This window comes from Alphaproteobacteria bacterium (assembly GCA_040216735.1).
Classification (GTDB): domain Bacteria; phylum Pseudomonadota; class Alphaproteobacteria; order SHVP01; family SHVP01; genus CALJDF01.
This window is the reverse complement of record JAVJOO010000010.1, coordinates 98,916-122,179: the sequence shown is the minus strand read 5'-3', so window position 1 is coordinate 122,179 and position 23,264 is coordinate 98,916. Positions and strand designations below refer to the sequence as shown.

22 protein-coding genes and 1 tRNA gene are annotated in these 23,264 nt (G+C 57.8%); 11 read left to right on the top strand and 12 right to left on the bottom strand.

Features of this window, described 5'->3' with window-relative positions:
- Window positions 1–463: 463 nt before the first annotated feature.
- Window positions 464–844 (bottom strand): helix-turn-helix transcriptional regulator, encoded by a 381-nt coding sequence (locus RID42_17910; protein MEQ8249554.1) that lies wholly within the window; start codon window positions 842–844, stop codon window positions 464–466.
- Between the two features lie 49 nt (window positions 845–893).
- Here RID42_17910 and RID42_17905 point away from each other — a divergent pair, with 49 nt between their 5' ends.
- Entirely contained in the window at window positions 894–1,298 is a 405-nt protein-coding gene (locus RID42_17905; protein ID MEQ8249553.1) for a lecithin retinol acyltransferase family protein, read from the top strand.
- Window positions 1,299–1,800: 502 nt separating this feature from the next.
- Here the strand turns inward: RID42_17905 and RID42_17900 are convergent.
- On the bottom strand, window positions 1,801–3,336 hold the full coding sequence (locus tag RID42_17900) for a DUF2779 domain-containing protein (protein ID MEQ8249552.1): 1,536 nt from the start codon (window positions 3,334–3,336) through the stop codon (window positions 1,801–1,803).
- 83 nt (window positions 3,337–3,419) lie between these two features.
- Between RID42_17900 and RID42_17895 the strand changes: the two genes are divergently transcribed.
- Both RID42_17895 and RID42_17890 read left to right on the top strand, forming a co-directional pair.
- Entirely contained in the window at window positions 3,420–5,471 is a 2,052-nt protein-coding gene (locus tag RID42_17895; GenBank protein MEQ8249551.1) for a DEAD/DEAH box helicase family protein, read from the top strand.
- Window positions 5,464–5,703: a hypothetical protein gene (locus tag RID42_17890; protein ID MEQ8249550.1), complete on the top strand. Its 240-nt coding sequence runs from the start codon at window positions 5,464–5,466 to the stop codon at window positions 5,701–5,703. Before RID42_17895 ends, RID42_17890 begins: the two co-directional genes overlap by 8 nt.
- A 130-nt stretch (window positions 5,704–5,833) precedes the next feature.
- On the opposite strand, the gene RID42_17885 is transcribed toward RID42_17890, so the two are convergent.
- A complete protein-coding gene (locus RID42_17885; GenBank protein MEQ8249549.1) occupies window positions 5,834–6,400 on the bottom strand; it encodes a hypothetical protein in 567 nt (188 codons plus the stop codon).
- A 539-nt stretch (window positions 6,401–6,939) separates the two neighbouring features.
- On the opposite strand from RID42_17885, the gene RID42_17880 reads away from it, so the two are divergent.
- Together RID42_17880 and RID42_17875 are read left to right on the top strand one after the other, a co-directional pair.
- The gene (locus tag RID42_17880; protein ID MEQ8249548.1) at window positions 6,940–8,112 is read left to right on the top strand and encodes an adenylosuccinate synthetase; all 1,173 of its coding nucleotides are present in this window, start codon (window positions 6,940–6,942) and stop codon (window positions 8,110–8,112) included.
- The gene (locus RID42_17875; protein MEQ8249547.1) at window positions 8,109–8,801 is read left to right on the top strand and encodes a hypothetical protein; all 693 of its coding nucleotides are present in this window, start codon (window positions 8,109–8,111) and stop codon (window positions 8,799–8,801) included. Before RID42_17880 ends, RID42_17875 begins: the two co-directional genes overlap by 4 nt.
- A 9-nt stretch (window positions 8,802–8,810) precedes the next feature.
- On the opposite strand, the gene RID42_17870 is transcribed toward RID42_17875, so the two are convergent.
- Entirely contained in the window at window positions 8,811–10,175 is a 1,365-nt protein-coding gene (locus tag RID42_17870) for a hypothetical protein (GenBank protein ID MEQ8249546.1), read from the bottom strand.
- Window positions 10,176–11,046: 871 nt separating this feature from the next.
- Between RID42_17870 and RID42_17865 the strand changes: the two genes are divergently transcribed.
- The 5 genes from RID42_17865 to RID42_17845 all read left to right on the top strand — a co-directional run bounded on the left by RID42_17865 (window position 11,047) and on the right by RID42_17845 (window position 16,429).
- Window positions 11,047–11,829 (top strand): DUF5131 family protein, encoded by a 783-nt coding sequence (locus RID42_17865; protein MEQ8249545.1) that lies wholly within the window; start codon window positions 11,047–11,049, stop codon window positions 11,827–11,829.
- Window positions 11,830–11,855: 26 nt separating this feature from the next.
- Complete coding sequence (locus tag RID42_17860) at window positions 11,856–13,124, top strand: three-Cys-motif partner protein TcmP (protein ID MEQ8249544.1); 1,269 nt, start codon at window positions 11,856–11,858, stop codon at window positions 13,122–13,124.
- Complete coding sequence (locus RID42_17855; GenBank protein ID MEQ8249543.1) at window positions 13,121–14,080, top strand: restriction endonuclease; 960 nt, start codon at window positions 13,121–13,123, stop codon at window positions 14,078–14,080. The genes RID42_17860 and RID42_17855 overlap by 4 nt, the downstream gene beginning before the upstream one ends.
- Before the next feature lie 257 nt (window positions 14,081–14,337).
- The gene (locus RID42_17850) at window positions 14,338–14,829 is read left to right on the top strand and encodes a DUF2924 domain-containing protein (protein MEQ8249542.1); all 492 of its coding nucleotides are present in this window, start codon (window positions 14,338–14,340) and stop codon (window positions 14,827–14,829) included.
- Window positions 14,819–16,429, top strand: a complete 1,611-nt coding sequence (locus tag RID42_17845) for a recombinase family protein (protein ID MEQ8249541.1) — start codon at window positions 14,819–14,821, stop codon at window positions 16,427–16,429. The genes RID42_17850 and RID42_17845 overlap by 11 nt, the downstream gene beginning before the upstream one ends.
- Window positions 16,430–16,601: 172 nt before the next feature.
- On the opposite strand, the gene RID42_17840 is transcribed toward RID42_17845, so the two are convergent.
- A tRNA-Ser gene (locus RID42_17840) sits at window positions 16,602–16,694 on the bottom strand.
- Window positions 16,695–16,890: 196 nt separating this feature from the next.
- Between RID42_17840 and RID42_17835 the strand changes: the two genes are divergently transcribed.
- A complete protein-coding gene (locus tag RID42_17835) occupies window positions 16,891–17,184 on the top strand; it encodes a hypothetical protein (protein ID MEQ8249540.1) in 294 nt (97 codons plus the stop codon).
- A gap of 6 nt (window positions 17,185–17,190) precedes the next feature.
- Here the strand turns inward: RID42_17835 and RID42_17830 are convergent, their stop codons facing one another.
- Genes RID42_17830 through gatC form a run of 7 tightly spaced genes read right to left on the bottom strand, consistent with a single transcriptional unit; the run spans window position 17,191 to window position 23,204 of the window.
- On the bottom strand, window positions 17,191–17,679 hold the full coding sequence (locus tag RID42_17830; GenBank protein MEQ8249539.1) for a YbaK/EbsC family protein: 489 nt from the start codon (window positions 17,677–17,679) through the stop codon (window positions 17,191–17,193).
- Between the two features lie 7 nt (window positions 17,680–17,686).
- Window positions 17,687–18,406: a glutathione S-transferase N-terminal domain-containing protein gene (locus RID42_17825; protein MEQ8249538.1), complete on the bottom strand. Its 720-nt coding sequence runs from the start codon at window positions 18,404–18,406 to the stop codon at window positions 17,687–17,689.
- A gap of 8 nt (window positions 18,407–18,414) precedes the next feature.
- On the bottom strand, window positions 18,415–19,119 hold the full coding sequence (locus RID42_17820; protein ID MEQ8249537.1) for a glutathione S-transferase N-terminal domain-containing protein: 705 nt from the start codon (window positions 19,117–19,119) through the stop codon (window positions 18,415–18,417).
- A gap of 31 nt (window positions 19,120–19,150) precedes the next feature.
- Window positions 19,151–19,972, bottom strand: a complete 822-nt coding sequence (locus RID42_17815) for a helical backbone metal receptor (protein MEQ8249536.1) — start codon at window positions 19,970–19,972, stop codon at window positions 19,151–19,153.
- Window positions 19,973–19,981: 9 nt separating this feature from the next.
- Entirely contained in the window at window positions 19,982–21,436 is a 1,455-nt protein-coding gene (gene gatB / locus RID42_17810) for an Asp-tRNA(Asn)/Glu-tRNA(Gln) amidotransferase subunit GatB (GenBank protein ID MEQ8249535.1), read from the bottom strand.
- Window positions 21,433–22,920 carry an Asp-tRNA(Asn)/Glu-tRNA(Gln) amidotransferase subunit GatA gene (gene gatA, locus RID42_17805; GenBank protein ID MEQ8249534.1) on the bottom strand — a complete coding sequence of 496 codons (1,488 nt, stop codon included), beginning with the start codon at window positions 22,918–22,920 and terminating at the stop codon, window positions 21,433–21,435. The genes gatB and gatA overlap by 4 nt, the downstream gene beginning before the upstream one ends.
- A complete protein-coding gene (gatC, locus tag RID42_17800; protein MEQ8249533.1) occupies window positions 22,917–23,204 on the bottom strand; it encodes an Asp-tRNA(Asn)/Glu-tRNA(Gln) amidotransferase subunit GatC in 288 nt (95 codons plus the stop codon). The genes gatA and gatC overlap by 4 nt, the downstream gene beginning before the upstream one ends.
- Window positions 23,205–23,264 lie beyond the last annotated feature (60 nt).

Sequence of the window (23,264 nt, the reverse complement as noted above, 5' to 3'; positions counted from 1 at the left end):
CGTGGCCCGGATCAGGGGGCTGGGTCAGCGGTCCATTCCTGCTTGCCATTTCTTACGACAATAAGACCATCAGGACGGAGACCCACGTCGGTCGGCGTCAGAGTCGTGACTTCAGTAAAGCAATTCAATCTCGAGCGAGCTCCAATGCGGACATCAAGCTCGCCAAGCAAGATCGCTGCGTAGTCCGGAACAGCCGCGAGTGTCGCAATGAAAATTGAGGCTGCTCGTGCCTCCTTGCTAGTTTCCGCTACCGTCGGGATGAGCCGAGCAGGCTCGCCGGATTTCAGTATCGCCGGGAGTACCGTCGTCATAGCTTCCCCTCATTGCCGACTAAGCCCCCGGATTCGACGAGGCGCAACGTCCATCATCCACAACCGTAGCTATTCTTGTCCAGCTCCTGGACCACCGGTAAGTGACAATTGGCCTCGACTGGGAAACACCAAGCGCGGACGCGAGGGCAGAGTTAGCGCGCTATCGCGCTAGCAATTAGCGCACCCAGCGCCATGGCACCGATAAGAACAAGCCCGGGCACCTCCTGTTGTATTGCCCGCCCCGGGGCCACGACCACGCCCTTTTGTTCTAACCCCGCAATCACCTGATCGGCGGCCGTGAGAATCTGGGCTCCGGAGGAGCCGAGGAGCGCCGCGGCGCGACGCAGCTGGTCGAGGGTCATTGCGGCTTCACCTCGCTCGATTCGCGACCAAGCGGACTGGCTTAGATCCATCTGCGTCGCGATATCGGCTTGCTGCAGGCCTCTTTCATGGCGTTGGCGCACAAGGATCTGGCCCACGATCGCCAGGTACGAGGTCGCTGGTCGGAGTAGAGATGTTTCTGCGTTTGACATGAATATGTGTTTAACGCATATTCTCTTTACACACAATCGAGGACTTCAAATGACGATACGATCTCTTGCGCCGGCTACCACCGTTGGCGTGTTGGTATTCCCCGGCATTGTTCACCAAGCCATCGTAACTGACAGCTTCGACGCGAACGGCGAGCAGACAGTGATCTCGGCATCAGGCGGCGTGGGTTCCGTGACCGAACAGCCAATGAACGTGTTCTCCGGCGGCAGGAAGATTTTCATCTTGCCAGAACTGCGTGGCGACCTGCCCCATTACGTCGTGGTGGAACGCGCGCGAGAACGCCTTGGCAAGCCCTACCGGCTTTTTTCGCACAACTGCGAACATTTTGTGCGGGAGGTACAGGGGATCCCAAAGAGAAGCCCTCAGCTAAGCCTCTCGCTGGTCATTGGTTGTCTCGCGTTGGCATTCGTGATCTCGGGCAAAAGAGCCGCATGAACTCCAATCAGCTCTAGCCTGAATGACCTCAAGAAACGATCCAAGTGGACCTCGACATCCGGGGGGCTAGCGTTTCGCTCATGGCGTGTGGGCTAGCTGATATTTGGCTGGCGACAACTATTGACCGCAACCTGCGGCATGGACGCGCCGGTTGGGAGGCGACCTTGGACGCATTCATCTTATACTACCACCAAGACGAGGCCGATCTACCTTGACTCCACACGCGCCCTTCTAAGTTGAAGCGGGAAGGTTCCATTTCGACCTGGTTCGATTGGGAAATCTTTGCGGGTGGCAACATCAACAAAGAGGCAGAAACACCTCTTGCCGAGGCAGGTATGTTCCTCGCACTTGTCAATCCGGACTTCTCAACTCTCACTACGACGTTGAAATGAACACGGCTCTAGACCATCAAGACACGATTGGCGGCGGGCCTGGCAAGACCAAACTAGGCACCGGATTCTGAAGCTCACTACACCCTGACGCTGACCCCATTGCCCGTCCATCAGTCCTCTTCCGGCCGCTCCGCTCTTTCCCCGCCTAACAAACAGAAAGCTACCTCGACCATCGCCCAAGTATCCAGGCGACAGTATTCTCTCAGACTTTGATCCAACACGAGCTTCCGCGCCTCGGACGTGTCCGGCGAAATCGCCTCAAGATATCCCACCTGAGCGCGGGAACCCGATTGAATTTCGTCCAAATCACCATAGTCGAGATCGGGCGAGACGGCTTTCAGGACTGATTTGATTGAAAAGGAGCCCCTCATAGCCGGGTGGTAATAGTGATCGCGAACGACCGGCCATAGATCGAACAGCCGCTCTTCGAATCCTCGCATTAAATCTGCATATTCAGGATGCCGAAGCCCGAGCTCCCTGATACGGGAGCGTTCATACGTCGCGTTATAGACGATGATTGGCCCGTCGGTACCCGGTGCCAGCACTCGAATCATCGCCTCCATGCACCCAGGTGACGGATCTGTCCCAGCCAGGTCGAGGAACTCCTCGTGACGAAATTGTCCTGCATCTTCTTCGATATGACAGGAGAACTGGAAGGGAATTTGCTCATAGGGTCGCGTACCGGTCCAAATAGGGACAGGCATATCGATACCCTCGAAGTCGAAAAAGTACCGAGGAAACGGTAGCCGGTTGATGATCTCGGCAGCATCTGGCTCAAGGACAGCCCTCCCATCACGATGTCCCACCTGCATGCGCTTAAATAGCGCGGCATCTTTTCCTACGAATTCGTCTTCGCGCGGGTCGAGCAAACTCCGGTAACCCTGTTCCCTTAGTTTTTTTGCCAGGGCCTTACCGCTCCCGGGAAGCAGCTCTAGTGGGTGATCTTCGGCCAACGGTTCGAGTTCGCGGCAACGGTCTTGAAAGGGACATGGATGAGGTGCGTAGCACTGGCTACCCATCGATACTTCCGGGCGACCAGCCTCAAGCAACTGGTTGGCTTCGTGCAGCCACCCCTCTACCTCCGTCTCGATTGTTTCCACCTCTCCCGAAACGTCTTGCTGCCGTAATAGACCGCTGTAGTCCCCCTCATCCTGATAGACCCATTTGCTATCGATCAGATTCAGTTCGCATCGAATTCTTGCAAGGTTAGTACTCTCCATCACCCAAGCTTGTATCGCGATGTCTTCCAGATGATGCGCCTTGGGTCTAGTTGGACTACCGTCGTCCTTGGCCTTGTACGTCGACGCCTTCGTTTCTTGCAGCACAAATCCATCGCCTTCCAGCGCGAGAGCATCCGCGCGGGCGAATAGCCCGTCGCGTACCATCGGAACTTCAACGGCTGTCTGTGGGTTTTCCAGGAGACGCTGCGCCACCCTAATTGGGTCAGCCGCCTCACCACCCTCGCGAACTGGCCAAAAAACATCGCCCAGTTGTCTGCGTGCCAAATCGCCCACATGACTGACCCAGCGTTTCCTCAACGATTCCTCAACGATGTCAGAGACCTTTATCCGATCAACACCCAGGTCTTCGATCAGGTATGCGAGTGCCGCCCCCAATGTTGCGAGGACGTCTTTGGACAAGGTCAATTGCACTTCGATAATGTCCGGCCCTCTGTCGAGCCCAAGTTTAACCACTTGACCGCATGCACAATGTTGCATAAGGTTGCTGAATGTTACGCGACCATTCCCCAGATTTCTTGACGTTATCGGAAGCCGCCGAGTACGTCGGCGTGTCGAAGGATACGCTGCGGCGATGGGATTCGGCCGGCCGCCTCAAATCGGTTAGACGTCCTGGCAGCGGCTATCGCTTCTACCGTCGCCCAGACCTCGAACCCTTTCGGTTGGAATATCGGCGGGCGGAGCAGGCGGCCGAGGAACCGGACCACATTTTCCAGAGCTTGATTGCTGACATCGAGGGGAATAGCCAGATTCGCGAGCCGCAGCAAGGCGCTCATCGCGCTGTGCGTACCCATTTCGAGAGCGCGAACGAATCCGTGATCCTTCAAATCCCGGTTGGTTGCGGCAAGACCGGAGTGATCGCGACCTTGCCATTCGGCATCGCCAAGGGGCGCGTCTTGGTAATCACCCCTAATCTGACGATTCGAACCGGCGTCTCTGAAGCGCTGGACATCAGTAACCCCAAGAATTTTTGGCGACGTACTGGCGCCATTCATGATTTCTCGGCTGGCCCCTTCCGCGCCGTACTCGATGGTGTCGACGCTAATCTGCACGACTGCAATGCCAGTCATTTTGTAGTGACGAACATCCATCAGTTGGCCGGTTCAGCTAACCGCTGGCTCCCGCAATTTCCGCCCAACTACTTTGACATGATCATGGTCGATGAGGGGCATCACAACGTTGCCCCGAGCTGGGCGAAGGTATTCGAACGCTTCCCGAACGCCAAGGTCATCAGCCTGACCGCGACGCCCTTTCGAAGCGACGGATCGCGGCCTGTCGGTAAGGTTATTTATCGCTACCCGTTCACCAGTGCGATGGTGAAGGGCTACATCAAGCAAATCCACTCACGTAACGTCGCGCCATCAGAGCTGTCGTTCACCTATCGAGACGACACCAAACGTCACACCCTTGAAGAGGTGATGGCATTGCGCGAGCACGCTTGGTTCCGAAGGGGCGTCGCGCTGGCTCCCGAATGCAACCGGCACATTGTCGATGCCAGCATCAAATACCTGCAGGAGCTGCGAGAACGAAGTGGTTATCGCCATCAGATGATCGCGGTCGGATGTTCGGTAGATCACGCCCGCCAGATCCGCTCGCTGTATGAGGAGCGCGGCCTTAGCGCTCACGAGATTTATGGCGAGATGGATAAGGACAAGCAGGAGGCGGTTCTGGCCAACCTGCGGAGTGGGAAACTCGACTGCATTGTCCAAGTGCAGATGCTGGGGGAAGGTTTCGATCATCCGCCGCTCAGTGTTGCTGCGATCTTCAGGCCGTACGCGAGCCTGTCGCCGTACATCCAATTTGTAGGAAGGGTGATGCGGGTGGTCCATGAGGCGAAACCTGATCATCCTGATAACAACGCCTTCGTCGTGTCGCACGTCGGTCTGAATACCGACGCGCACTGGGACGATTTCCGTGAACTCGACTTCGACGACCAAGTGATGGTCAAAAAGTGGCTTGAAGCAGAAAGCGATGGTGGGGAAGGAGTTGGCGAGCCTCGTCGTTTCGACCTTGGCATGCTCGTCGACAACGAGATTATCGGGTCGTTTATCAACCGTTCATTTCTCGATCCCGACGACGACCGTGTTTTGGACGAGATGCTTGACCATGAGATCGGCGGAGGCCTGCATCTTCGAGACCTCGTGAATAAGGATCAGCTACGGGAGACCCTCAGGCGCAAACAGCAGGAGGTGTCGGCGGTATCGGCAGCGGGCAATCTTCCCGTTCAGCCGCAGGCGCGCCGCGTCCAGGCGCGCAAGCGGCTCACTCAGCGTACCGGCTCAGTTGTCGCCCGAATCCTTAGGGACCTTCGCCTGTCACCCAACGGCCGGGAGGTCGGAAATCGCGACAAGACGGTGGCTGGCCGAGACAATCGTGCCGCGGTCACCTCGCTGCTCCACAAGGCAATCAATGAACATCTCGGGATCTCCTCGGGTAATCGGAAGAGCCCCGATGCCGGGGATAATGAAGACGCACTCACCGCGCTCGACAAGTTGGGGGACAGGATCAGGGATTCCCTGAAGGGAGACAGCACCAGTGCCTAGGGTAAGAGACATCCTCGTCCACGTCAGGGTGGAGCAGGCTCAACGACAGCGGAAGTGTCGTCGCAACACCGCTCACCTGATTGCCAAGGGTGAGATGTGCCTCGTCGTGAAGACCGGGGCGACGAATGACGACTACAGCTACAGCCGCGCCGCCGCGAAGGCGATGCTCGACGCGGCCTGGACTAAGATGCAAGGCCTCTATGCGGGCCTGGATCTGGCGCCACCTGGCTGACGGGCTAGGGCGGTCGAATGCTCAGCAACGCGGAGTCGCTAACTAACGAAGGGTTCGATAGATCGTCTCTACCCTGGGGATGGTGACAGCTCCTGAAGACGAATGCCGTGACCGCAACCAAAGTATTTCATTAGCTTTGTATGCCGCACAGTTTGGCGAATCGCGCGAGAAATTCACGCTTTGCTTCTGATGGCCGCAGATGGCGCACCCTTATGGGTGCCGGTTCGATTCCGGCTTGTTGCGCCCAGTCTGCGCAGCCTGGAGCCATAATCTGCAGTTGTTCAGCAGCTAGCACCCTTAGATCAGCTTCCTTTACCGTCGCTCGATAGTCCCGGCGCATGCCGAACCGTTCGATAACCGCATCTTCTACCTCGGCCTCTATTCGCTTGAACTCAGGCACGAGTTGTTTGAGTGGTCGGGTAATATCCCCGATGAACGCCTCCGCCGCATCGTGCAGGAGTGCCTCGAAAGCGTAGTCCTCCACCATATCCGATACGAGCAGGCTATGCTCTGCTACTGAGTAGAAATCTCTGCACTGCCCTGCATATCGGCAAACATGAGCTAGGCCGTGCGCTACGTCCTCGATGTCAAACTCACTGTTGTGGGGATCAAGGAAATCGAACTGCTTCCCGCTCGACAACATGATCGTTGGACCTTTAGCGAATGACACGGCCACCACCGATCTCAGCATGTTCATGAGCCAACTCTCCCTTCCTATTTTCAACATCTTGTTGCATACCTTGCATCCTGATACAACATCTAGGTGCAGTGGAGCTTCGGCGTTAGCAGGGGGTGATTTCCGTGAGGAGCATTGTAGTGACCTCGGGGCCCATTGGGGCAGGCAAATCGGAGTTCGCAGCAGCCCTTGAGCGAGAGTTTGGCGCCGCTCGAGTATCAACCCGAAAGTACATACTTTCTACTACCGGTTGCGAAAATGAAAGGAGATCGCTGCAGGAGGCGGGGGACCGACTTGATAGCGAGACTGGCGGGCGTTGGGTAGCCCATGCGGTTAGTGAAGCGCTTGGAGAGGGACTTGATGCCGAGCTCCTTCTCCTGGACTCAGTCAGGATCAAACCTCAACTAATAGCACTACGTGAACAGTTCGGTGACGCTGTTTTTCATGTTCATCTCACTGCGTCGCCAGACGAACTCGAGCGAAGGTATCTAAGCCGACCGAGGGAACTTCGCGAATTCGATACTTACGGTGATGCGGCCAGCCACGGGACCGAGCGTTTGGTGAGCAACCTCGCTAGTATCGCCGACCTAGTCCTCCAGACGGATCACTACAATGCAGTGTTGTTAGCAAGAACGGCTGCAGCCTGGCGCGGGCTCGGGGCAGGGGCACAAGGTCACCAGAAGCTTGTCGACGTCCTCGTAGGTGGGCAATACGGAAGCGAAGGCAAGGGAAATGTCTGCGCCCACATCGCTACACGTTACAATGCTCTTGTCCGAATTGGAGGTCCGAATGCCGGTCATAGGGTGGCTGAACCACCCTACAAATACGTTCAGCTTCCCTCCGGCACAGGCGCGAACCCAAGGGCGGAGATATTGATCGGCGCCGGCTCGACGATCTGGTTGCCGCAGCTCATGAAAGAGATCGCAGACCATAAGCTGTCCGGAGAACGGCTCTCAATCGATCCGCAGGCCATGATCATCGAAGAAGCCGACAGAGATGTTGAAAGTGGCGGCCTGCAGAATATCTCAACGACCGGACAGGGAGTAGGCGCCGCAAACGCTCGCAAAATTCTAAACCGGGGAAAGGGAAACAAGACCTTCGGACCACCGGTGCGACTAGCACGCGACGTCGACGCACTCGCTCCGTTTTTGAGAAAAGTGCGAGACCGCTTGGGTCTACTCCAGGAAAATGAGTCGACGGTGCTTATCGAGGGCACGCAAGGGACAATGCTGAGCATCCACCATGGCCTCTATCCGCACGTCACTTCCCGTGAGACCTCCGTCGCTGGCTGCCTCGCCGATGCCGGCGTCGCACCAATGCATGTCCGCAACGTCATTATGGTATTGCGCACCTACCCGATCCGGGTAGGTGGTCCATCGGGTTGGATCGGCGAAGAAATAGGCTACGAGACACTCAGTCAGCGATCAAAGATCCCTATTGATGAGCTTAAATCCACTGAGACGGGCACAGTCTCCGGGAAGCAGCGCAGGCTAGCCGAGTTCGACTGGGCGCAATTGGGTGACGCAGCAGCGATAAACGGTGCCACCGAGATCGCTGTCACGTTTGCGGATTACTTCGGGATTGAGAACCGGAAAGCGAAATGTTTCGACGAGCTGAATGTAGAGGCGCTCAGCTTTATCGAGCGCGTTGAACGCGTCACGGGAATCCCTGTCTCAATGGTTTCGAAGGCATTCGCTGCTGATGGCGTGATAGAACGCAAGCCATCCCAATGACTGAAGAGGAGCTTGTCCGGCAATATCCGCGTCTCTGGCACATGGCCCATCAGGGCGCATGGCCAGCAATTAGAGAGCGTGGCCTCATGAGTGTTGGGGCTCTCCTAGAGGACTACGCGGTCAAAGGAGAGAAACGGAAACGCTACGGCAGAATTCGTAGACCCGAGTCCGTTCCCCTAAGTCATCCGCATCGTAAAGGTGCTGTGATCCGCGATCAAAAGCCAATGTCTGATGGCGCACTAGAGAAGTGCCTCGAGGACGGTCTAACGCCGACTGATTGGTATTGCTTGCTCAATTCCTACACGTTTTTCTGGTTGTCGCGCGAACGCATCTGGAGGCTACTACGAGCGCGCGCCTATCGAGATCAACTCCAAACCGTGCTGACCTTGGATGCACGAGCCCTAGTGGCAACACACAGAGATCGTATCCGCCTAAGCCCGATCAACAGCGGCTCAACCTTGTTTAAGCCCCAGCCGCGCGGCCACAAGACCTTCAAGACGGTCCACGATTTTCCATTTGAGGACAGAGCACGTACGCGCCGGGCGGAAAACAACGTCGTCGAGTTGCTCGTCGAGCACTCGGTGCCCGACGTATCTGACCACCTACTGGCTGTCCATGAAGTGATGAATGACAAGATAGTCAATGAAGTTTGGCGCGCACCACACGCAAATGATGACGACAAGCCTTGAATAATCACTTCAATCTGCCGCTACCACGCGCGAGGGACAACCCTTCTTGCGTAGCAGGTCGGCAATGTGGCTTGTAACTCCAACGCCACCAACTAGCAGCACGCCAGCCCCTTTCGGTAACAAGTTAAGCCGTTCACGAATCGCGGGAAGCCCGATATCAGCGCGAATTTCCCACCATTCGTCAACGTCGCCGGGCACAATGGTAGAATCACTAGTCTGTGTAGTGCCGACGTGAAGCTGAACACACCATGTTCGCTTACCATCATGAACCCACTCGATTCGCACTGGTCCGAGTTTCCCGACGAGGTGCTGATACATAAGCTCTACGTCAGCCAATATCGCCGTGGGGAGACGTTGCGGACGATCAAGACCCAGCATTAGGCGGTCGCCTTCTCCCTGCACTCCTTCGATTGCGACTCCTTCTCCTGCGGCAGCGATTGCGGCTCCACTCCATGCGGCATTTACGGCATCTTGCCTAAGTACAGAACTAATGTCTCCTCCACTTGGATCTTCGCGAGCTAGCAAACTAAAAGGATCCAACCAACCCTTGACCGTCGTATAGAGTCCGGGCTGAGGTTCCCTTGGGCAAGTGCGAGTCCAAACTTCGCTGGATCCTGTTTCTCGCCCAAATATGAAGGGCCCAAGGCGCCGGGACACAACAATCGTACGGGGCACTGGAACACCTAATCCATCCGCGACCAGCAGGCCGAACGCTTTGTCGCCAAGGAGGCGGCTAAAGTTGTTTGGCCAACGGAGTGTCGGAGTTGCCGGCGCAGCGTTATTTTCTTCACGCTCCCAAAGAAGCGTATGGGTTTCCTTCCACCCTCGCGCCCTAGGGTGAATGCTGAACTCAGTCCGCTCAGAAATACTTGCCTCAAGATCGGGCCTGAAGCCGTAAACCGTTTTTAGAAGGACCATGCCTTGCTGAAATGACATAGAAAGTACGCCCGGCTTCTCAACACAACGTGGCGTATCGTCCGGACTAAACTCCAAGGTATTGCTCTGCAGTACACCTGAAACCCCACCATCAGAAACGTCGATCGTCTCGTTTACGATTGTGGAGAGTCCCTCCCGGGTTAGCCTTGTAACCGCAGACAACACGCTGTCGACAGTGCTGAGCGCGTAGACGAATTCCTTGCTTCGCGGGTCCTCTGGCAGATAGCTACGAACATTTACCTTACCCTCGCCACCGCGCGCCAAGAGCGCGTTGACAGCCTCGAAGGCATTGGAAAACCGGTAATTGCTGGCATGCCCCGCAACGCGTGAGAAACTTTGCTTCGGTACTCCCAGATGGCTGGGACGAAACGCGACAAATTGAGCGACGTTCCCGTGAGTCGCGAGTGTGTCTAGAACCTCATCCTTTTGAACAGGCAATCTTAGTCTCCTTTAGAAGCGACGGCGGCCTCGGCTTCCGAACGCACTTGTATTTCTTGGCGGTGAACTGCCGCATTCTGCGCAACATACGGGAACGAGCCGCAACCGCAGCGGCGTTCGTCTACCCGGTATCCTCCCAATTGTGAACCTTCAAGTGCGATTTGGAGTCTTCGTGCTGTGTTCTACTGTACTACTTCAGTACCCCTTCCCTCACCTCAACGACTTACCTGCCAGCGACAGGATGCAGGCTAGTGGCGAGATCTTCAATCCAGACTACGTGCTTCCCGATCGCGATCGAACGTTCGCGTAACGCAAGGAGACGTTCGACAAGGATGAACAACTGCGGCGAGAAAGGAGACGTTCGACAAGGATGAACAACTGCGGCGAGAATTGATTGTGCGCGACCGTAGATTCACTGTCGATGAGATTTGCCAGTGGTGCGAGCAACAAGGCGTAGATATCGTCAAGGCTGGCTTCGTCAAAGCAGGGCGTTTCGAGCTGGTTGAAGCCACGCCATGTGAACCTACAAAAGAGATCTTGGTGATTGGTAAAATGAGGCTTCTGTAGTCAAGCGCCGGACACCCGCGTCGCGATTTCTTCCTCGTCCTCTCTCGCAACGTTCCAGATATGAGCGCGCTTCAGTGCTTCTTGTCGCAAGGGGCATCGGATCGTCGCCGTAGCGCTATCGCTGATAGTGCCGTCCAGTCGATGGATCGCCGCTCAACTCTTCGCTCCTACCTCGACCAAATGCCTGAAAACACAGATAATGCGATATTGCGAGTGGTTAGCCGAATTCTCGCAGTCGAATTTGGCGCGAAGAGTTTCAAAGCACGTAAGCTAGCGGCAAACAGGAAAACCCACGGAGGGCATGATGGCCGAAACCCAGATTGAGTGGACTGACGCTACCTGGAACCCCGTCGCGGGCTGTTCAATCGTAACCGACGGCTGCACCCATTGTTATGCTATGGCGATGGCTAACCGCCTAGAGGCAATGGGTGTCGAGAAATATGCAGGCTTAACCCGCAAGACCGGTCGTCGCACCGTTTGGAACGGCGTGGTTCGCGAGGATCGCGCCGCCCTCTCGATACCACATCGTTGGGGTAGGGCGCGCAAGATCTTTGTAAACTCAATGAGCGACCTGTTCCATGAACGAGTAAGCGACGCATTCATTCTCGACGTCTGGCAGGTGATGCGTGATACGCCCCGCCACAGTTACCAAATCCTCACTAAGCGGCCGGACCGTATGGCCGCCCTTGTTTCTAAAGAGATCGGCGATGTACTGCCCAATGTCTGGCTCGGCACCAGCATCGAAAACGCAGATGTCACTGATCGCATCTTGCAACTACGCAAGGTGCCAGCCCCAATCCGCTTCATTTCCTTTGAACCGCTAATCGGCCCTGTTGGTACCGTCGATCTCGATGGCATCCAATGGGCCATCGTTGGCGGCGAAAGCGGAAGGTCGGCCCGGCCAATCAAAGAGGCATGGATCGATGAAATCTACGCTCAATGCCTGGAGGCCGGCACCGCGTTCTTTTTCAAACAGTGGGGCACATGGGGAAAAGACAACAAGAAGCGTTCAAAAAAGGCGAATGGCCGCGAATATCGCGGACGGACGTGGGATGAAATGCCAATAGCGCCTCAAGCCAACGCCTAGGGGGCTAGAAGCTGCCGAGGGGCATGATGGTCGAGAAGCGATATGAATGGGCCGATGGTGCAAAACTAGAAGAGCATTCGCGACGCAAGCACAAAATCCTGCGTGAATACGTATTCGCCTATCTGACCGTCCGTTGCAAACTGCCACAGCAAGAGCGCTTCCGGCTCGCCATTGTCGACGGCTTTGCGGGTGGCGGACGCTACCAGTGCGGCACCGCAGGCTCACCTCTCATCTTCATCGAGGAGCTGAAGCGCTCTGTTGAGGCGGTGAATGCACATCGGGCTGCTCAGGGTCTGGGCACGATCGAAGTCGAATGCCTGCTCATTTTTAACGACGCTAGACGGGAAGCGATTGAGCTTCTGAGATCGCACGTTGGGCCAATGCAGGCCAACATCGCGCAAACCTGCGCCAAGCTCCACTTGCGCATCGAATATTTGAACGAGTCCTTCGAGTCCGCCTATCCGAAAGTGAAAGAACTGTTGGAGCAGGGCCGATATCGAAGTGTCCTGTTCAACCTCGATCAATGCGGCCATAGCCATGTTGAACGAGGTACTATCCTCGACATCATGCACTCCTATCCGGCCGCTGAGATATTTTACACGTTCGCCATCAGCTCGCTGATAACCTTCCTCCAGAAAAATCATCCCGATCGCCTGCGCGCTCAGCTAAGCCATTTGAGTCTGTCAAGCAACGAAATGCGTTCGCTCGAAACGATCATGAGCCGCAGGGATTGGCTTGGCACTGCGGAAAGGATCGTCTTTGACGCTTTCGGTCTCTATGCGCCTTACGTCAGCCCGTTCTCCATCAACAACCCCGATGGGTGGCGATACTGGCTAATCCATTTCGCGAAGTCTTATCGAGCGAGGCAAGTCTATAACAACATTCTCCATGACAATGCCAGCCTTCAGGCGCATTTCGGCCGCTCAGGTCTCAACATGCTGTCCTATGATCCCCGGCATGACGAAGGAATGCTCTACCTCTTCGACAGTGACGGCCGGTCGTCTGCCAAAACTCAGCTTCTGGAGGATATTCCCCGGTTGGTGACGGAAGCCGGCGATGCCATGCCCGTGACCGAGTTCTACGAAAACATTTACAATGTCACTCCTGCTCACGCCGACGATATCAATGCTGCGGTTATTGAAAGCCCCGATCTTGAGGTAATCACCCCTGCCGGTGGTGAGAGGAGGAAGTCCAACACGATCGCCGTCAATGATGTCATCAAGATTAAGACCCAACGGAGCTTCTTTCCCATGTTCGTGAACGCCGGAACAAAAAAACTGAGTGATAAACCGTGAGCGACCGGCGTCGCAAAGACCCGGAGTGGCGCGAATTCGAACGCTTGGTTGCGCGCATAGAATCTGACGCTGGCCCGCGCGGCATTACGGTGACCTGCCCTGATCGGATTAGGTGTAAGGTCACCGGCCGCCTAAGGGAGGTTGATGCCAGCATCCGTTCGCGAGTCGGAACAGCTGAGATGCTGGTCACCGTCGAATGCCGAAAACGGGCAGCGATCCAGGATGTCACTTGGATAGAGCAACTCGTCACCAAAAAGAGGGCGATAGGTGCGGACCGAACTATCGCGGTGAGTTCGGCAGGGTTCACCGACAGCGCACAAAAGATCGCGGAGCAGAACGGTATTTCGACGCGCAATTTGTCGGACATAGCGGCTGACGATCTCAACTCGCTACTTCGGCTAGACCTGGTACTTTTTTGGCACAAGGCGTGCGCCATTTCGCGGGTCGGCGTTAGAAGATTTCGTTCTCTTGATTGGAAAGTGCCGGCTTCAGAGGAAGTGGATTTGGTCCTCCCTGAGGATATTGATCCGTCCACGCCTATTTTTCACAATGAGGAAACGGGCAAGAACTGGTCTCTGAATGATCTGTGGTCCCAACTCCAAGAGGCAACTGATCCATTTGAAGGAGTGCAGAAGGCGCAGCCACCAGTGCTGCGTACCGCGTGCTTCCCCTACCCGGGCACAGTCACCGTCGCTGCGGCCGACGGCCCTTGTTTGCTGGGCGACGTCATACTCACCGTGGCACTCTGGATCGAAGCAGAATCGATCTCACTCGATGAAGCCAGCAGGGTCGAATATGCGTCCGCTGAGTTGTCCACAATCCAGCGTGTCGAATTTGCGTCCCGCAGGGACAAGTCAGGTGACCGGCGTATCTCGCTCCAGGTCCCTAAGCACTCAGATGATATCGCTGACCTTCACACCGGGGGCAATTGGCCTGATACGTCGAACCGGCGCTAGTCGACAGTGAACCCACCCCTTCACCAGCATTTTTGTGCGACGCGCATGCGAAGAGTGATTCGCCATTAGCCAATTGAGCCACCGTCCACTCTCACGCCCGCTGGGTTCATCGCCAAGAAACGCTGACCCCTTCCGGTTGGCAGCTATGCCGCAAGATTCTCGACGTTCTGCACACCTGACGTGCAAGCAACCTTTCGACTGGCCTTCTGGGCGGAACCGAGCGTCCATGCCGCAGTTCAAGAGAACGCGGAGATATCATGGGCACGAGAACAGACAACCTCAAACATCACTCGGAACTTAAGAGAACCGTCGAACGGCTTCACGGCTTAAGACTCAATGAACTCAGAAAAACTTGGATCCACGAACTAGGAGATCAGCCGCCGCCAGTTAGTAGTCCCGACTTCATTCGCCGGCTACTTGCTTGGAAGCTTCAGGAGCGAGCGTTCGGGGGCCTTGCCAAACAAACAGACAAACGCCTGCGCGACCTGGGACGGAAGTACGCGGCAAATTCCGACCACCCTCCCTCCTCCAGTGTCAGCATCAAGCCCGGGACAGTCTTGGGCCGACGTTGGAATGGCGTGCGGCATGACGTGACGGTAACGCGCGATGGCTTCCTCTATGACGGCGAGCGCTTTGCATCATTGTCCAAGGTCGCCCGTCACATCACCGGGACACGATGGAATGGCCCGCTCTTCTTCGGGCTTAGAAAACGAGGCACGACCTCACCCGAGGCGCGCCATGGCCAATAAACAGCCCGTTCGACGCTGCGCCATCTACACCCGGAAGTCTTCCGACGAAGGCCTGGACCAGTCGTTCAACTCGCTGGACGCCCAGCGCGAGGCTTGCGACGCTTACATCAAAAGCCAGAAGCATGAGGGCTGGTCAGCCCTGAAGACTTCCTATGACGATGGTGGATTCTCGGGCGGTTCCATGAACCGCCCTGCCCTTCAGGCCCTTCTGTCAGATATCGAAGCCGGCAAGGTCGACATCATTGTCGTTTACAAGGTCGACCGGCTGACCCGCTCTCTCGCCGACTTTTCCAAGATCGTCGATGTGCTGGATACCAAGGGCATCTCGTTCGTCTCCATAACCCAGCAGTTCAATACCACCACCTCGATGGGGCGGCTCACGCTGAATGTCCTCCTGTCCTTCGCTCAGTTCGAACGTGAGGTCACCGGCGAGCGGATCCGGGACAAGATTGCGGCCTCCAAGAAGAAGGGCATGTGGATGGGCGGCAATCCGCCGCTGGGCTATGACGCCAAAGACCGCCAGCTAGTTGTGAACAAGAAGGAGGCCGAAAGGGTTCGCCTCATTTTCCAGCGCTACCTGGACCTTGGCTCAGTCGCCGCGCTGGCGAAGGATCTGCGGGAGAGAGAAATCTTCAGCAAGCGGTGGACGACCCAAACAGGCCGGGTCCTTGGGGGCAAGCCGATGATGCGTGGTGCGCTCTACGATCTGCTGCAAAACCGGGTCTACCTGGGTGAAATCACCCACAAGAAAGACTCCTACCCTGGCAACCACGATCCGATCGTTCCGTTGGCCCTGTGGACCGCGGCTCAAACTATGCTGGCAGAGAACCGCAGGAAGGATCTTGGGCATAAGGATGCAGTGTCAGCTGTTTCGCCGCTCACCGGGCTGATCGTTGACGATCAGGGGCACCCGATGAGCCCGACCTATACGCAAAAGGCCTCGGGTAAGCGCTACCGCTACTACGTGAGCACCGCGCTGCTGGACAAGGGCCGCGACGAACCGGGTGCCGTGTCTCGGCTGCCGGCTCCCGATACGGAAGACCTAGTCCACAGCGAGATATCTAGTTGGCTAGACCCGGAAGCCACTGACCTGATTGAGTGGCCGGTCCTAAGAGATCTGGTCACGCGCATCGCCGTCCGGCGACATGGCCTAGAGGTCGAGCTTTCTATATCCGCCTTACGGAAAAATCGTTTGTACCCCGCTCTAGCCAACTCTCCGGATTGGTCAAAAGCCGGCAAGACCACTCTTCATCGAACCATCCCAACGAAACTTACGAAGATCCGGGGCGAGACCTTCCTACGCGTGCCGCATGGAAGCTTATTTGAGCCGCGGCCGGATCAGGCCATCATCAAGGCCCTGGCGCGCGGCTGGCGTTGGCGCCGAATGCTGGAGATCGGGGAAGCGACATCTTTTGAATCGTTGGGCCGCAAGGAGGGTGTTGGCGATCGCTACATCGCAAGCCTGGTTCAACTGACATTCCTGTCGCCCGAGGCAACAAAGAAACTGGTCGAGGGACACCAACCCGCTCACGTCGATCTGGCCCATCTCACCCGCCGCGAGATACCGCTCAGCTGGCAGGACACCCGACTCGGCCTCTGAGGCCAACGCCACCAACCCGCAGTTCATTTTTTGACGCAGAGAAACTCGGCACTTCGGGCGTCGTTGCAGGCACACTCACGCGCGATCCAATGAGCCGACGTGCCTGGAACGCCGCAGTACTGCGCCGATGTTAGCGCAACAAATCAGCTGCACGGAGAACAGCGAGACTGGGTGGCGGAGAAGGAGGGATTCGAACCCTCGGTACGGGTTTACCCCGTACAACGGTTTAGCAAACCGCCGCCTTAAGCCACTCGGCCACCTCTCCTCCGGTTGCGTTTTAGTAGGGGGTATGGGGCAAGTCAAACCCCGCGCGCGGCCTTCGATTGGCTTACAGGCGGTTCCACGGCCCGCGGAAACGCTATTGTTAGCGGGCCGCGGGCTTTCTCAAAGACGACGCGGGCCGGCTGGCGTAGACTCAGGGCTTCCGGGGCTCGGAAAACGCTACCTAGACGGTTTGGATGATGAGCGACAAGGTTTATCTCGTTTGCGAACGTGTGTTCGCCCAGCCCCACCTGTCCCGGGGGGAATCCCACAATGTGCTGGGGGCGTTTGCAACCCGGGCGGAGGCCGAAGCATGGGCACAGGATATGCTCAAGCGGCAGCGCCCCAACAGCAACGAATATCCGGTGTTTGAACTAGCGGTCGGCAAGGGAAGCACCAAGGCGGTCAAACCGGTGACGGTTGCGACGAACTGGGAACGCGGTCGCGCCGAGGACGTGATGAAGATGCACCGCTGGATCGACGACGAGAAGTAGTGGCGGTTAGAGGCGGGTAATCCCCGCGGCAACCCGCCCACCGGTCAGCGCGAACAATTCATCGACCGTCGTACCAAAAACGCAATGCGGATGGCCGGCGGCGGCATAGACCGTATCGAAACGGCGCAGGCTGTCGTCAATCAAAGTGGGGAGCGGTTTAGGGTGTCCGACCGGCGCGACGCCGCCAATTGCAAATCCTGTGGCGGTCCGCACCGCATCGGCATCGGCGATCTTCACGTCACCGGTACGCCCCAGTGCACCGCGCAGTTCTGCCGGATCGCATTGGCGATCGCCGGCGACCAGCGCCAAGACCGCTTCGTCGCCGCACAGGAACACCAGGGATTTCACAATCGCCCCAAGCGAGCAGCCTAATGCCGCCGCGGCATCTCGCGCCGTTCGCGCGGTCTCTTCCAGCGCGACGATCTTGGCGTTCGATCCGTGCTGGACAAGGGCGTCGCGAACCCGCTGTACCGAATCGCGATTCAGAACACCCATCGGAACGTTAGGAGGCGACTCGGCGCTTTCCGGCGTCACGCTGGGTCTTGCCGTACAAGCGCTCCTTGGCGGTCTTGTCCATCTTGATCTCTTCGCCCGGTGCTTGGCGCTCTGACAAAACCTTCAAACCGCGCTGCACCGCCGGCCGCTTTTCGATTTCGAGATACCATCGCTGGAGATTCTTGTAGTCGCCGAGCTTGACCCCCTGAAAGTAGGGAATGATCCAAGGCCAGACCGCCATGTCGGCAATCGAATATTTGTCGTTGGCGAGGTACTCGTGCTTCTTCAGGCGCACGTCCAGCACGTTGTAAAGGCGCGAAGCTTCGTTGGTGTAGCGCTTGATCGCGTAGGGAATTTTCTCGGGGCAATATTTGCGAAAGAAGTTGGCTTGCCCAAGCATCGGCCCCACGCCGCCCATTTGAAACATCAGCCACTGGATGACTTCGTAACGCTCGCGCGGCCGTTTCGGCAGGAACTTTCCGGTCTTTTCGGCGAGATACATGAGGATCGCGCCGGATTCGAAAACGGCAATCGGTTTGTTACCGGGCCCCTTCTCGTCGACGATCGCCGGCATTTTGTTGTTCGGACTGATCTTCAGGAACGACGGTTTGAATTGATCGCCCCGCGTGATGTCGATCCCCGTCACTTTATAGTCGAGACGGGTCTCCTCGAGCATAGTGTGAACCTTGATGCCATTGGGGGTCGGCCAGGAATAACAACGGATCATAGGGTGCCTCAGGCTGCGGTGCGGCGCTTGTACTGCGCCGGGCCGAAAAGGATTGCTTTGGATTTAGTGTCCATCGGGCCGGGTCGGCGCCGGTCGGCGAGGACCTGGAGTCCGCGCTGAACGGCGGGTCGCGCGTCGATCGTCTCGTACCATCGCTTGAGGTCCGGGTAGTCTTCGAGTTTCTGCCCCTGGTTCGCGTGGGAGCGGATCCACGGGAAGATCGCGATGTCGGCGATCGAATATTTGTCGTTGGCGATGAATCTGGACTTTTTCAGACGCCGATTGATGACGCCGTAGATTCGAGTCGCCTCGTTGGTGTAGCGGTCGTAGGCATATTGAATGCGCTTGGGCGCGTAGTTGCGAAAATGATGGGCCTGGCCCAGCATTGGCCCGACGCTCGCCATCTGGAACATCAGCCACTGGATGACTTCGTACTTGCCGCGCGTCGTCTTGGGCAGAAATTTGCCCTCTTTCTCGGCCAGATACAGCAGGATCGCTCCGGACTCAAAGAGCGACATAGGTTTGCCGCCCGGCCCCTTGCGATCGACGATCGCCGGCATTTTGTTGTTCGGGCTGATCTTGAGGAACGACGGTTTGAACTGATCGCCTTTGCCGATATTGATCGGGATGACCTTGTAAGGAAGTTTGAGCTCTTCGAGCATGATGTGGACCTTGTGCCCATTGGGTGTCGGCCACGTATAGAGATCGATCATCGGGTCTTCCCTTTCATGGAAGGTCGTTCCGTTACCGCGTTTCCGTTGCGAGCTGGCGCAGATAGGTCAACCCCTGCACGGCCCGGCTTCCGTACCAAGATACCATTTCTCCGTCGATCATGCGCAGGGTCTTGCCGCTCACCTTGAATTTCCCCTTGAACTCGGCGATGTGCTCTTCGGTGAAGGCGAACGGCTCGGTCGAAAAGAGAACGATGTCGACGCCGTCCAATAGTTTTTGGGTCATCGGGATCGTCGGATAGCGGACCCGGGTGTCGGTTGAAACCGTCCGCCACCGCACCAGCTCGAGCATCCGCGCGATGTACGTGTTGGGCGAGACCGTCATCCACGGGTCCTTCCAAATCAAATACAGCACCCGCCGGTCGCGCAGACGTGGGGCGTAGGTCATCACCGATCGCAATGCTATTTCGAAGTCCTGGCACAAACCTTCGGCGCGTTCGGCGCGATCGAAGATTCCGCCGATCATGCGAAACAGATCGAGGTTGTCGCGCGGCAGAATGGGGTGCGTCACGATCAAGTTGGGCACAAAATCGCGCAGCTGCGCGGCCAGTTCCTTGGTGTTCTCGTCAACGTTGAGAATGACATGGGTCGGCGCGAGGGCGCGCAACCGATCGAGCTTGAGCTTCTTGGTGCCGCCCACGCTGGGCAACGCGTCGACTTTGCCAGCAGGGTGAACACAAAACTGGGTTCGGGCAACCAGACGGTCGCCAAGGTTCAAGTCGAACAGAAGTTCCGTGATGCTGGGCACCAGTGACACAATGCGCGCTTGCGCCGGATCGACCCGCGCGTGGGCGACGCCCATGGCGTCGCGCGGGAAGGGCCGAGCGGTTGACATCGCGCCGGCCTACCCGTGCAGTTTCTTTACAAGTAGGTCGTTGACGACGTTCGGGTTCGCCTTGCCCGCCGACAGCTTCATCACCTGGCCGACAAAGAAGCCGAGAAGCTTGTCTTTGCCGCAGCGAAACTCCGCAACCTTGTCGGGGTTGGCGTCCAGAACGGAGTCGACGATCGCTTCGATCGCACCGCTATCGGTCACCTGGCGCAGGCCCTTCTCTTCGACGATCTGCGCCGGCGGGCGCGAGGACTTCAACATCTCCTCGAAAACATCCTTGGCGATCCGGCCCGATATCGTGCCGTCGGCAATCAGATCAAGCAGGGCACCCAGGTTCTGGGCAGAAACCGGCGAATGCGCGATATCCAGTCCAGCCTTGTTCAGCGCACCAAAGAGGTCGCCCATGATCCAATTTGCCGCGATCTTGGCGTCGCGACTGCGGGCGGTTTCCTCGAAAAAGTCCGCAACTTCCTTTTCGGCAACGAGCACACCAGCGTCGTAGAACGATAGGCCGAGTTCGCTGACGAACCGTGCTTTTCGCGCATCCGGAAGTTCGGGAAGCGCTGCGGCAATTTCGTCGACCCAAGCCTGGTCGAACTCCAGAGGCAACAGATCGGGATCGGGGAAGTAGCGATAGTCGTGCGCTTCCTCTTTTGAACGCATCGAGCGGGTTTCGACCTTGCGCGAATCGAACAAACGCGTCTCTTGCACAACGGTGCCGCCCTCTTCGAGGATGTCGACTTGACGGCGCGCCTCGTACTCGATGGCTTGCTGGACGAAGCGAACCGAATTGACGTTCTTGATCTCGCATCTGGTGCCGTATTCCTCGCCCGGTCGCCGCACCGAAACGTTGACGTCGGCCCGCATGCTGCCCTGCTCCATATTTCCATCGCAGGTGCCCAGATACCGCAGGATCGAACGCAGCTTGCGCACATATGCCCCCGCTTCCTCCGCCGAACGTAAATCCGGTTCAGAGACGATTTCCATGAGCGCTACGCCAGAGCGGTTGAGATCGACGTAGGTACGGTCGGGCTCGAGGTCGTGGACGCTCTTGCCCGCATCCTGTTCAAGATGGAGCCGGGTAATGCCGATCTCACGCGTCTGGCCGTCGTCCATGTCGAGGACGACGGTGCCGGCGCCAACGACAGGCTGTAGATACTGGGAAATCTGATAGCCCTGGGGCAGGTCGGGGTAGAAGTAGTTCTTGCGATCGAAAACCGACCGCAGATTGATCTGGGCCTTGAGACCCAAGCCGGTGCGCACCGCCTGTTCGACGCAGAACTTGTTAATGACCGGCAGCATTCCCGGCATCGCCGCATCCACCAGGCTCACTTGGGTATTGGGTTCGGCGCCAAACGCGGTCGGCGCACCGGAAAAGAGCTTGGAGTGCGACGCCACCTGGGCATGGACTTCTAGCCCAATCACCATTTCCCACACCCCGGTGGCGCCTTGGATCGTTCCGCTCATGACCGGTCCTGCCACCACGCTTGTGGGCGGGCGTCGAACCCGGCGGCGCGTTCCAGTGCGCGTCCGACACGCAGGACCGTAGCTTCATCGAAGGCGCGGCCGACGACCTGGAGGCCAAGCGGCAAGCCTTGCGACGAAAGGCCCGCGGGAACGGACAAAGCCGGCAAACCCGCCATGTTGGCCGGAACGGTCAGGATGTCGTTGAGATACATCGCGACTGGATCACCGCTCTTCTCGCCGACCCCGAATGCGGGTTCCGGCGTGGTTGGCGTGAGCAGGACGTCGACCGTGTTCCAGGCTTGTTTAAAGTCGTCGGCGATAAGGGTCCGCACCTTTTGGGCCTGCAGGTAGTAAGCGTCGTAATAGCCGGCAGAGAGCACGTAGGTGCCGATGAGGACTCGGCGCTTGACCTCCTTGCCGAAGCCGGCAGCGCGCGTCGCCTCGTACATATCGGTCAGATCGTCGCGCGCGACGCGTAATCCGTAGCGCACCCCATCGTAACGGGCCAGGTTCGACGAGGCCTCGGCCGGTGCCACGATGTAGTAGGCTGGCAGGGCATACTTGGTGTAGGGCAGGCAGACCTCGACGATCTCAGCACCGGCCTCTTTCAGCCACTCGATCCCTTGGTCCCACAGCGCCGCGATTTCCGGTGGCGTTCCGTCGATGCGGTATTCGGATGGAATCCCGACCCGCAGGCCTTTGACGCTTTGCTCTAGAGTCGATTCATAATCCGGCACCGGCGTGTCGACCGATGTCGAATCCTTTTCGTCATGACCCGCCATCGACCGCAACATGATCGCGGCATCGCGAACCGTGCGGGTCATCGGCCCGGCCTGATCTAGGCTGGAGGCAAAGGCAACGATGCCCCAGCGCGAACACCGACCGTAGGTCGGTTTGATGCCGACGGTCCCGGTGAGCGCCGCCGGCTGCCTGATCGACCCCCCGGTATCGGTTCCCGTAGCACCCAGGCATAGCCTGCCCGCGACCGCCGCCGCCGAGCCACCACTTGACCCGCCCGGCACCAAATTTCGATTGTCGCCCGTTCGCCGCCATGGGTTGAACACCGGACCGTAAACGCTGGTCTCGTTCGACGACCCCATGGCGAATTCATCCATGTTGGTCTTGCCCAACATCACCGCACCGTCGCGCCAGAGGTGCGCGGTCACCGTCGACTCATAGGTCGGCGCGAACCCCTCCAAAATGCGCGAACCGGCCGTCGATGGGATTCCCTGCGTGCAGAAGAGGTCCTTGATCGCCAGGGGAATGCCTTCCAGGGGACCGCCACTGCCGTCGGCGAGGCGCGCGTCGGCACGAGCCGCGTCGGCGAGCGCACGGTCGGCGGTTTCGGCAACGAAGGCGTTAAGCGGTCGCGCCGCGTCGATTGCCGCAATGTGTGCCTCGGTAAGTTCCCGCGCCGAGATCGATCGATTCTTCAGCGCCGCCTGCGCCTCCTTGATCGTCAGGTCGGTCAGCGATGCCGTCACTCGACCACCCGGGGCACCACGAAGTAGCCGTCCGTCGACTCCGGTGCATTGGCGAGGATTTCCTCGCGGCGACCGCCATCGGTGACCACGTCGTCGCGCTGGTGCGGCTCATGGCCGACGACACTCGTCATGGGGGCGACACCGGTCGTATCGACCGCGTTGAGCTGTTCGATCCATTTGAGAATGCCGGAGAGCTCGGCCGCCATCGGCGCCCGCTCGTCTTCGGGCAGGGAAATTCGGGCAAGCTTGGCGATGCGGGCAACGGTGGCGCTATCGAGGGACATATGTCACGTTCTACAATAGTTGAATGGCCCTGTAGGCGAGCCGAAAAAGCGCAGAATTCC

What these genes read in the sequence shown, in the direction of transcription:
- RID42_17830 (MEQ8249539.1), bottom strand. Translation starts at nt 17,679, where the DNA reads ATGGGTGTTCTGAATCGCGATTCGGTACAGCGGGTTCGCGACGCCCTT.
- RID42_17875 (MEQ8249547.1), top strand. Translation starts at nt 8,109, where the DNA reads ATGACTGAAGAGGAGCTTGTCCGGCAATATCCGCGTCTCTGGCACATG.
- RID42_17825 (MEQ8249538.1), bottom strand. Translation starts at nt 18,406, where the DNA reads ATGATCCGTTGTTATTCCTGGCCGACCCCCAATGGCATCAAGGTTCAC.
- RID42_17860 (MEQ8249544.1), top strand. Translation starts at nt 11,856, where the DNA reads ATGGTCGAGAAGCGATATGAATGGGCCGATGGTGCAAAACTAGAAGAG.
- gatC (MEQ8249533.1), bottom strand. Translation starts at nt 23,204, where the DNA reads ATGTCCCTCGATAGCGCCACCGTTGCCCGCATCGCCAAGCTTGCCCGA.
- gatB (MEQ8249535.1), bottom strand. Translation starts at nt 21,436, where the DNA reads ATGAGCGGAACGATCCAAGGCGCCACCGGGGTGTGGGAAATGGTGATT.
- RID42_17850 (MEQ8249542.1), top strand. Translation starts at nt 14,338, where the DNA reads ATGGGCACGAGAACAGACAACCTCAAACATCACTCGGAACTTAAGAGA.
- RID42_17820 (MEQ8249537.1), bottom strand. Translation starts at nt 19,119, where the DNA reads ATGATCGATCTCTATACGTGGCCGACACCCAATGGGCACAAGGTCCAC.
- RID42_17910 (MEQ8249554.1), bottom strand. Translation starts at nt 844, where the DNA reads ATGTCAAACGCAGAAACATCTCTACTCCGACCAGCGACCTCGTACCTG.
- RID42_17905 (MEQ8249553.1), top strand. Translation starts at nt 894, where the DNA reads ATGACGATACGATCTCTTGCGCCGGCTACCACCGTTGGCGTGTTGGTA.
- RID42_17835 (MEQ8249540.1), top strand. Translation starts at nt 16,891, where the DNA reads ATGAGCGACAAGGTTTATCTCGTTTGCGAACGTGTGTTCGCCCAGCCC.
- RID42_17815 (MEQ8249536.1), bottom strand. Translation starts at nt 19,972, where the DNA reads ATGTCAACCGCTCGGCCCTTCCCGCGCGACGCCATGGGCGTCGCCCAC.
- RID42_17845 (MEQ8249541.1), top strand. Translation starts at nt 14,819, where the DNA reads ATGGCCAATAAACAGCCCGTTCGACGCTGCGCCATCTACACCCGGAAG.
- RID42_17885 (MEQ8249549.1), bottom strand. Translation starts at nt 6,400, where the DNA reads ATGAACATGCTGAGATCGGTGGTGGCCGTGTCATTCGCTAAAGGTCCA.
- RID42_17865 (MEQ8249545.1), top strand. Translation starts at nt 11,047, where the DNA reads ATGGCCGAAACCCAGATTGAGTGGACTGACGCTACCTGGAACCCCGTC.
- RID42_17895 (MEQ8249551.1), top strand. Translation starts at nt 3,420, where the DNA reads ATGTTACGCGACCATTCCCCAGATTTCTTGACGTTATCGGAAGCCGCC.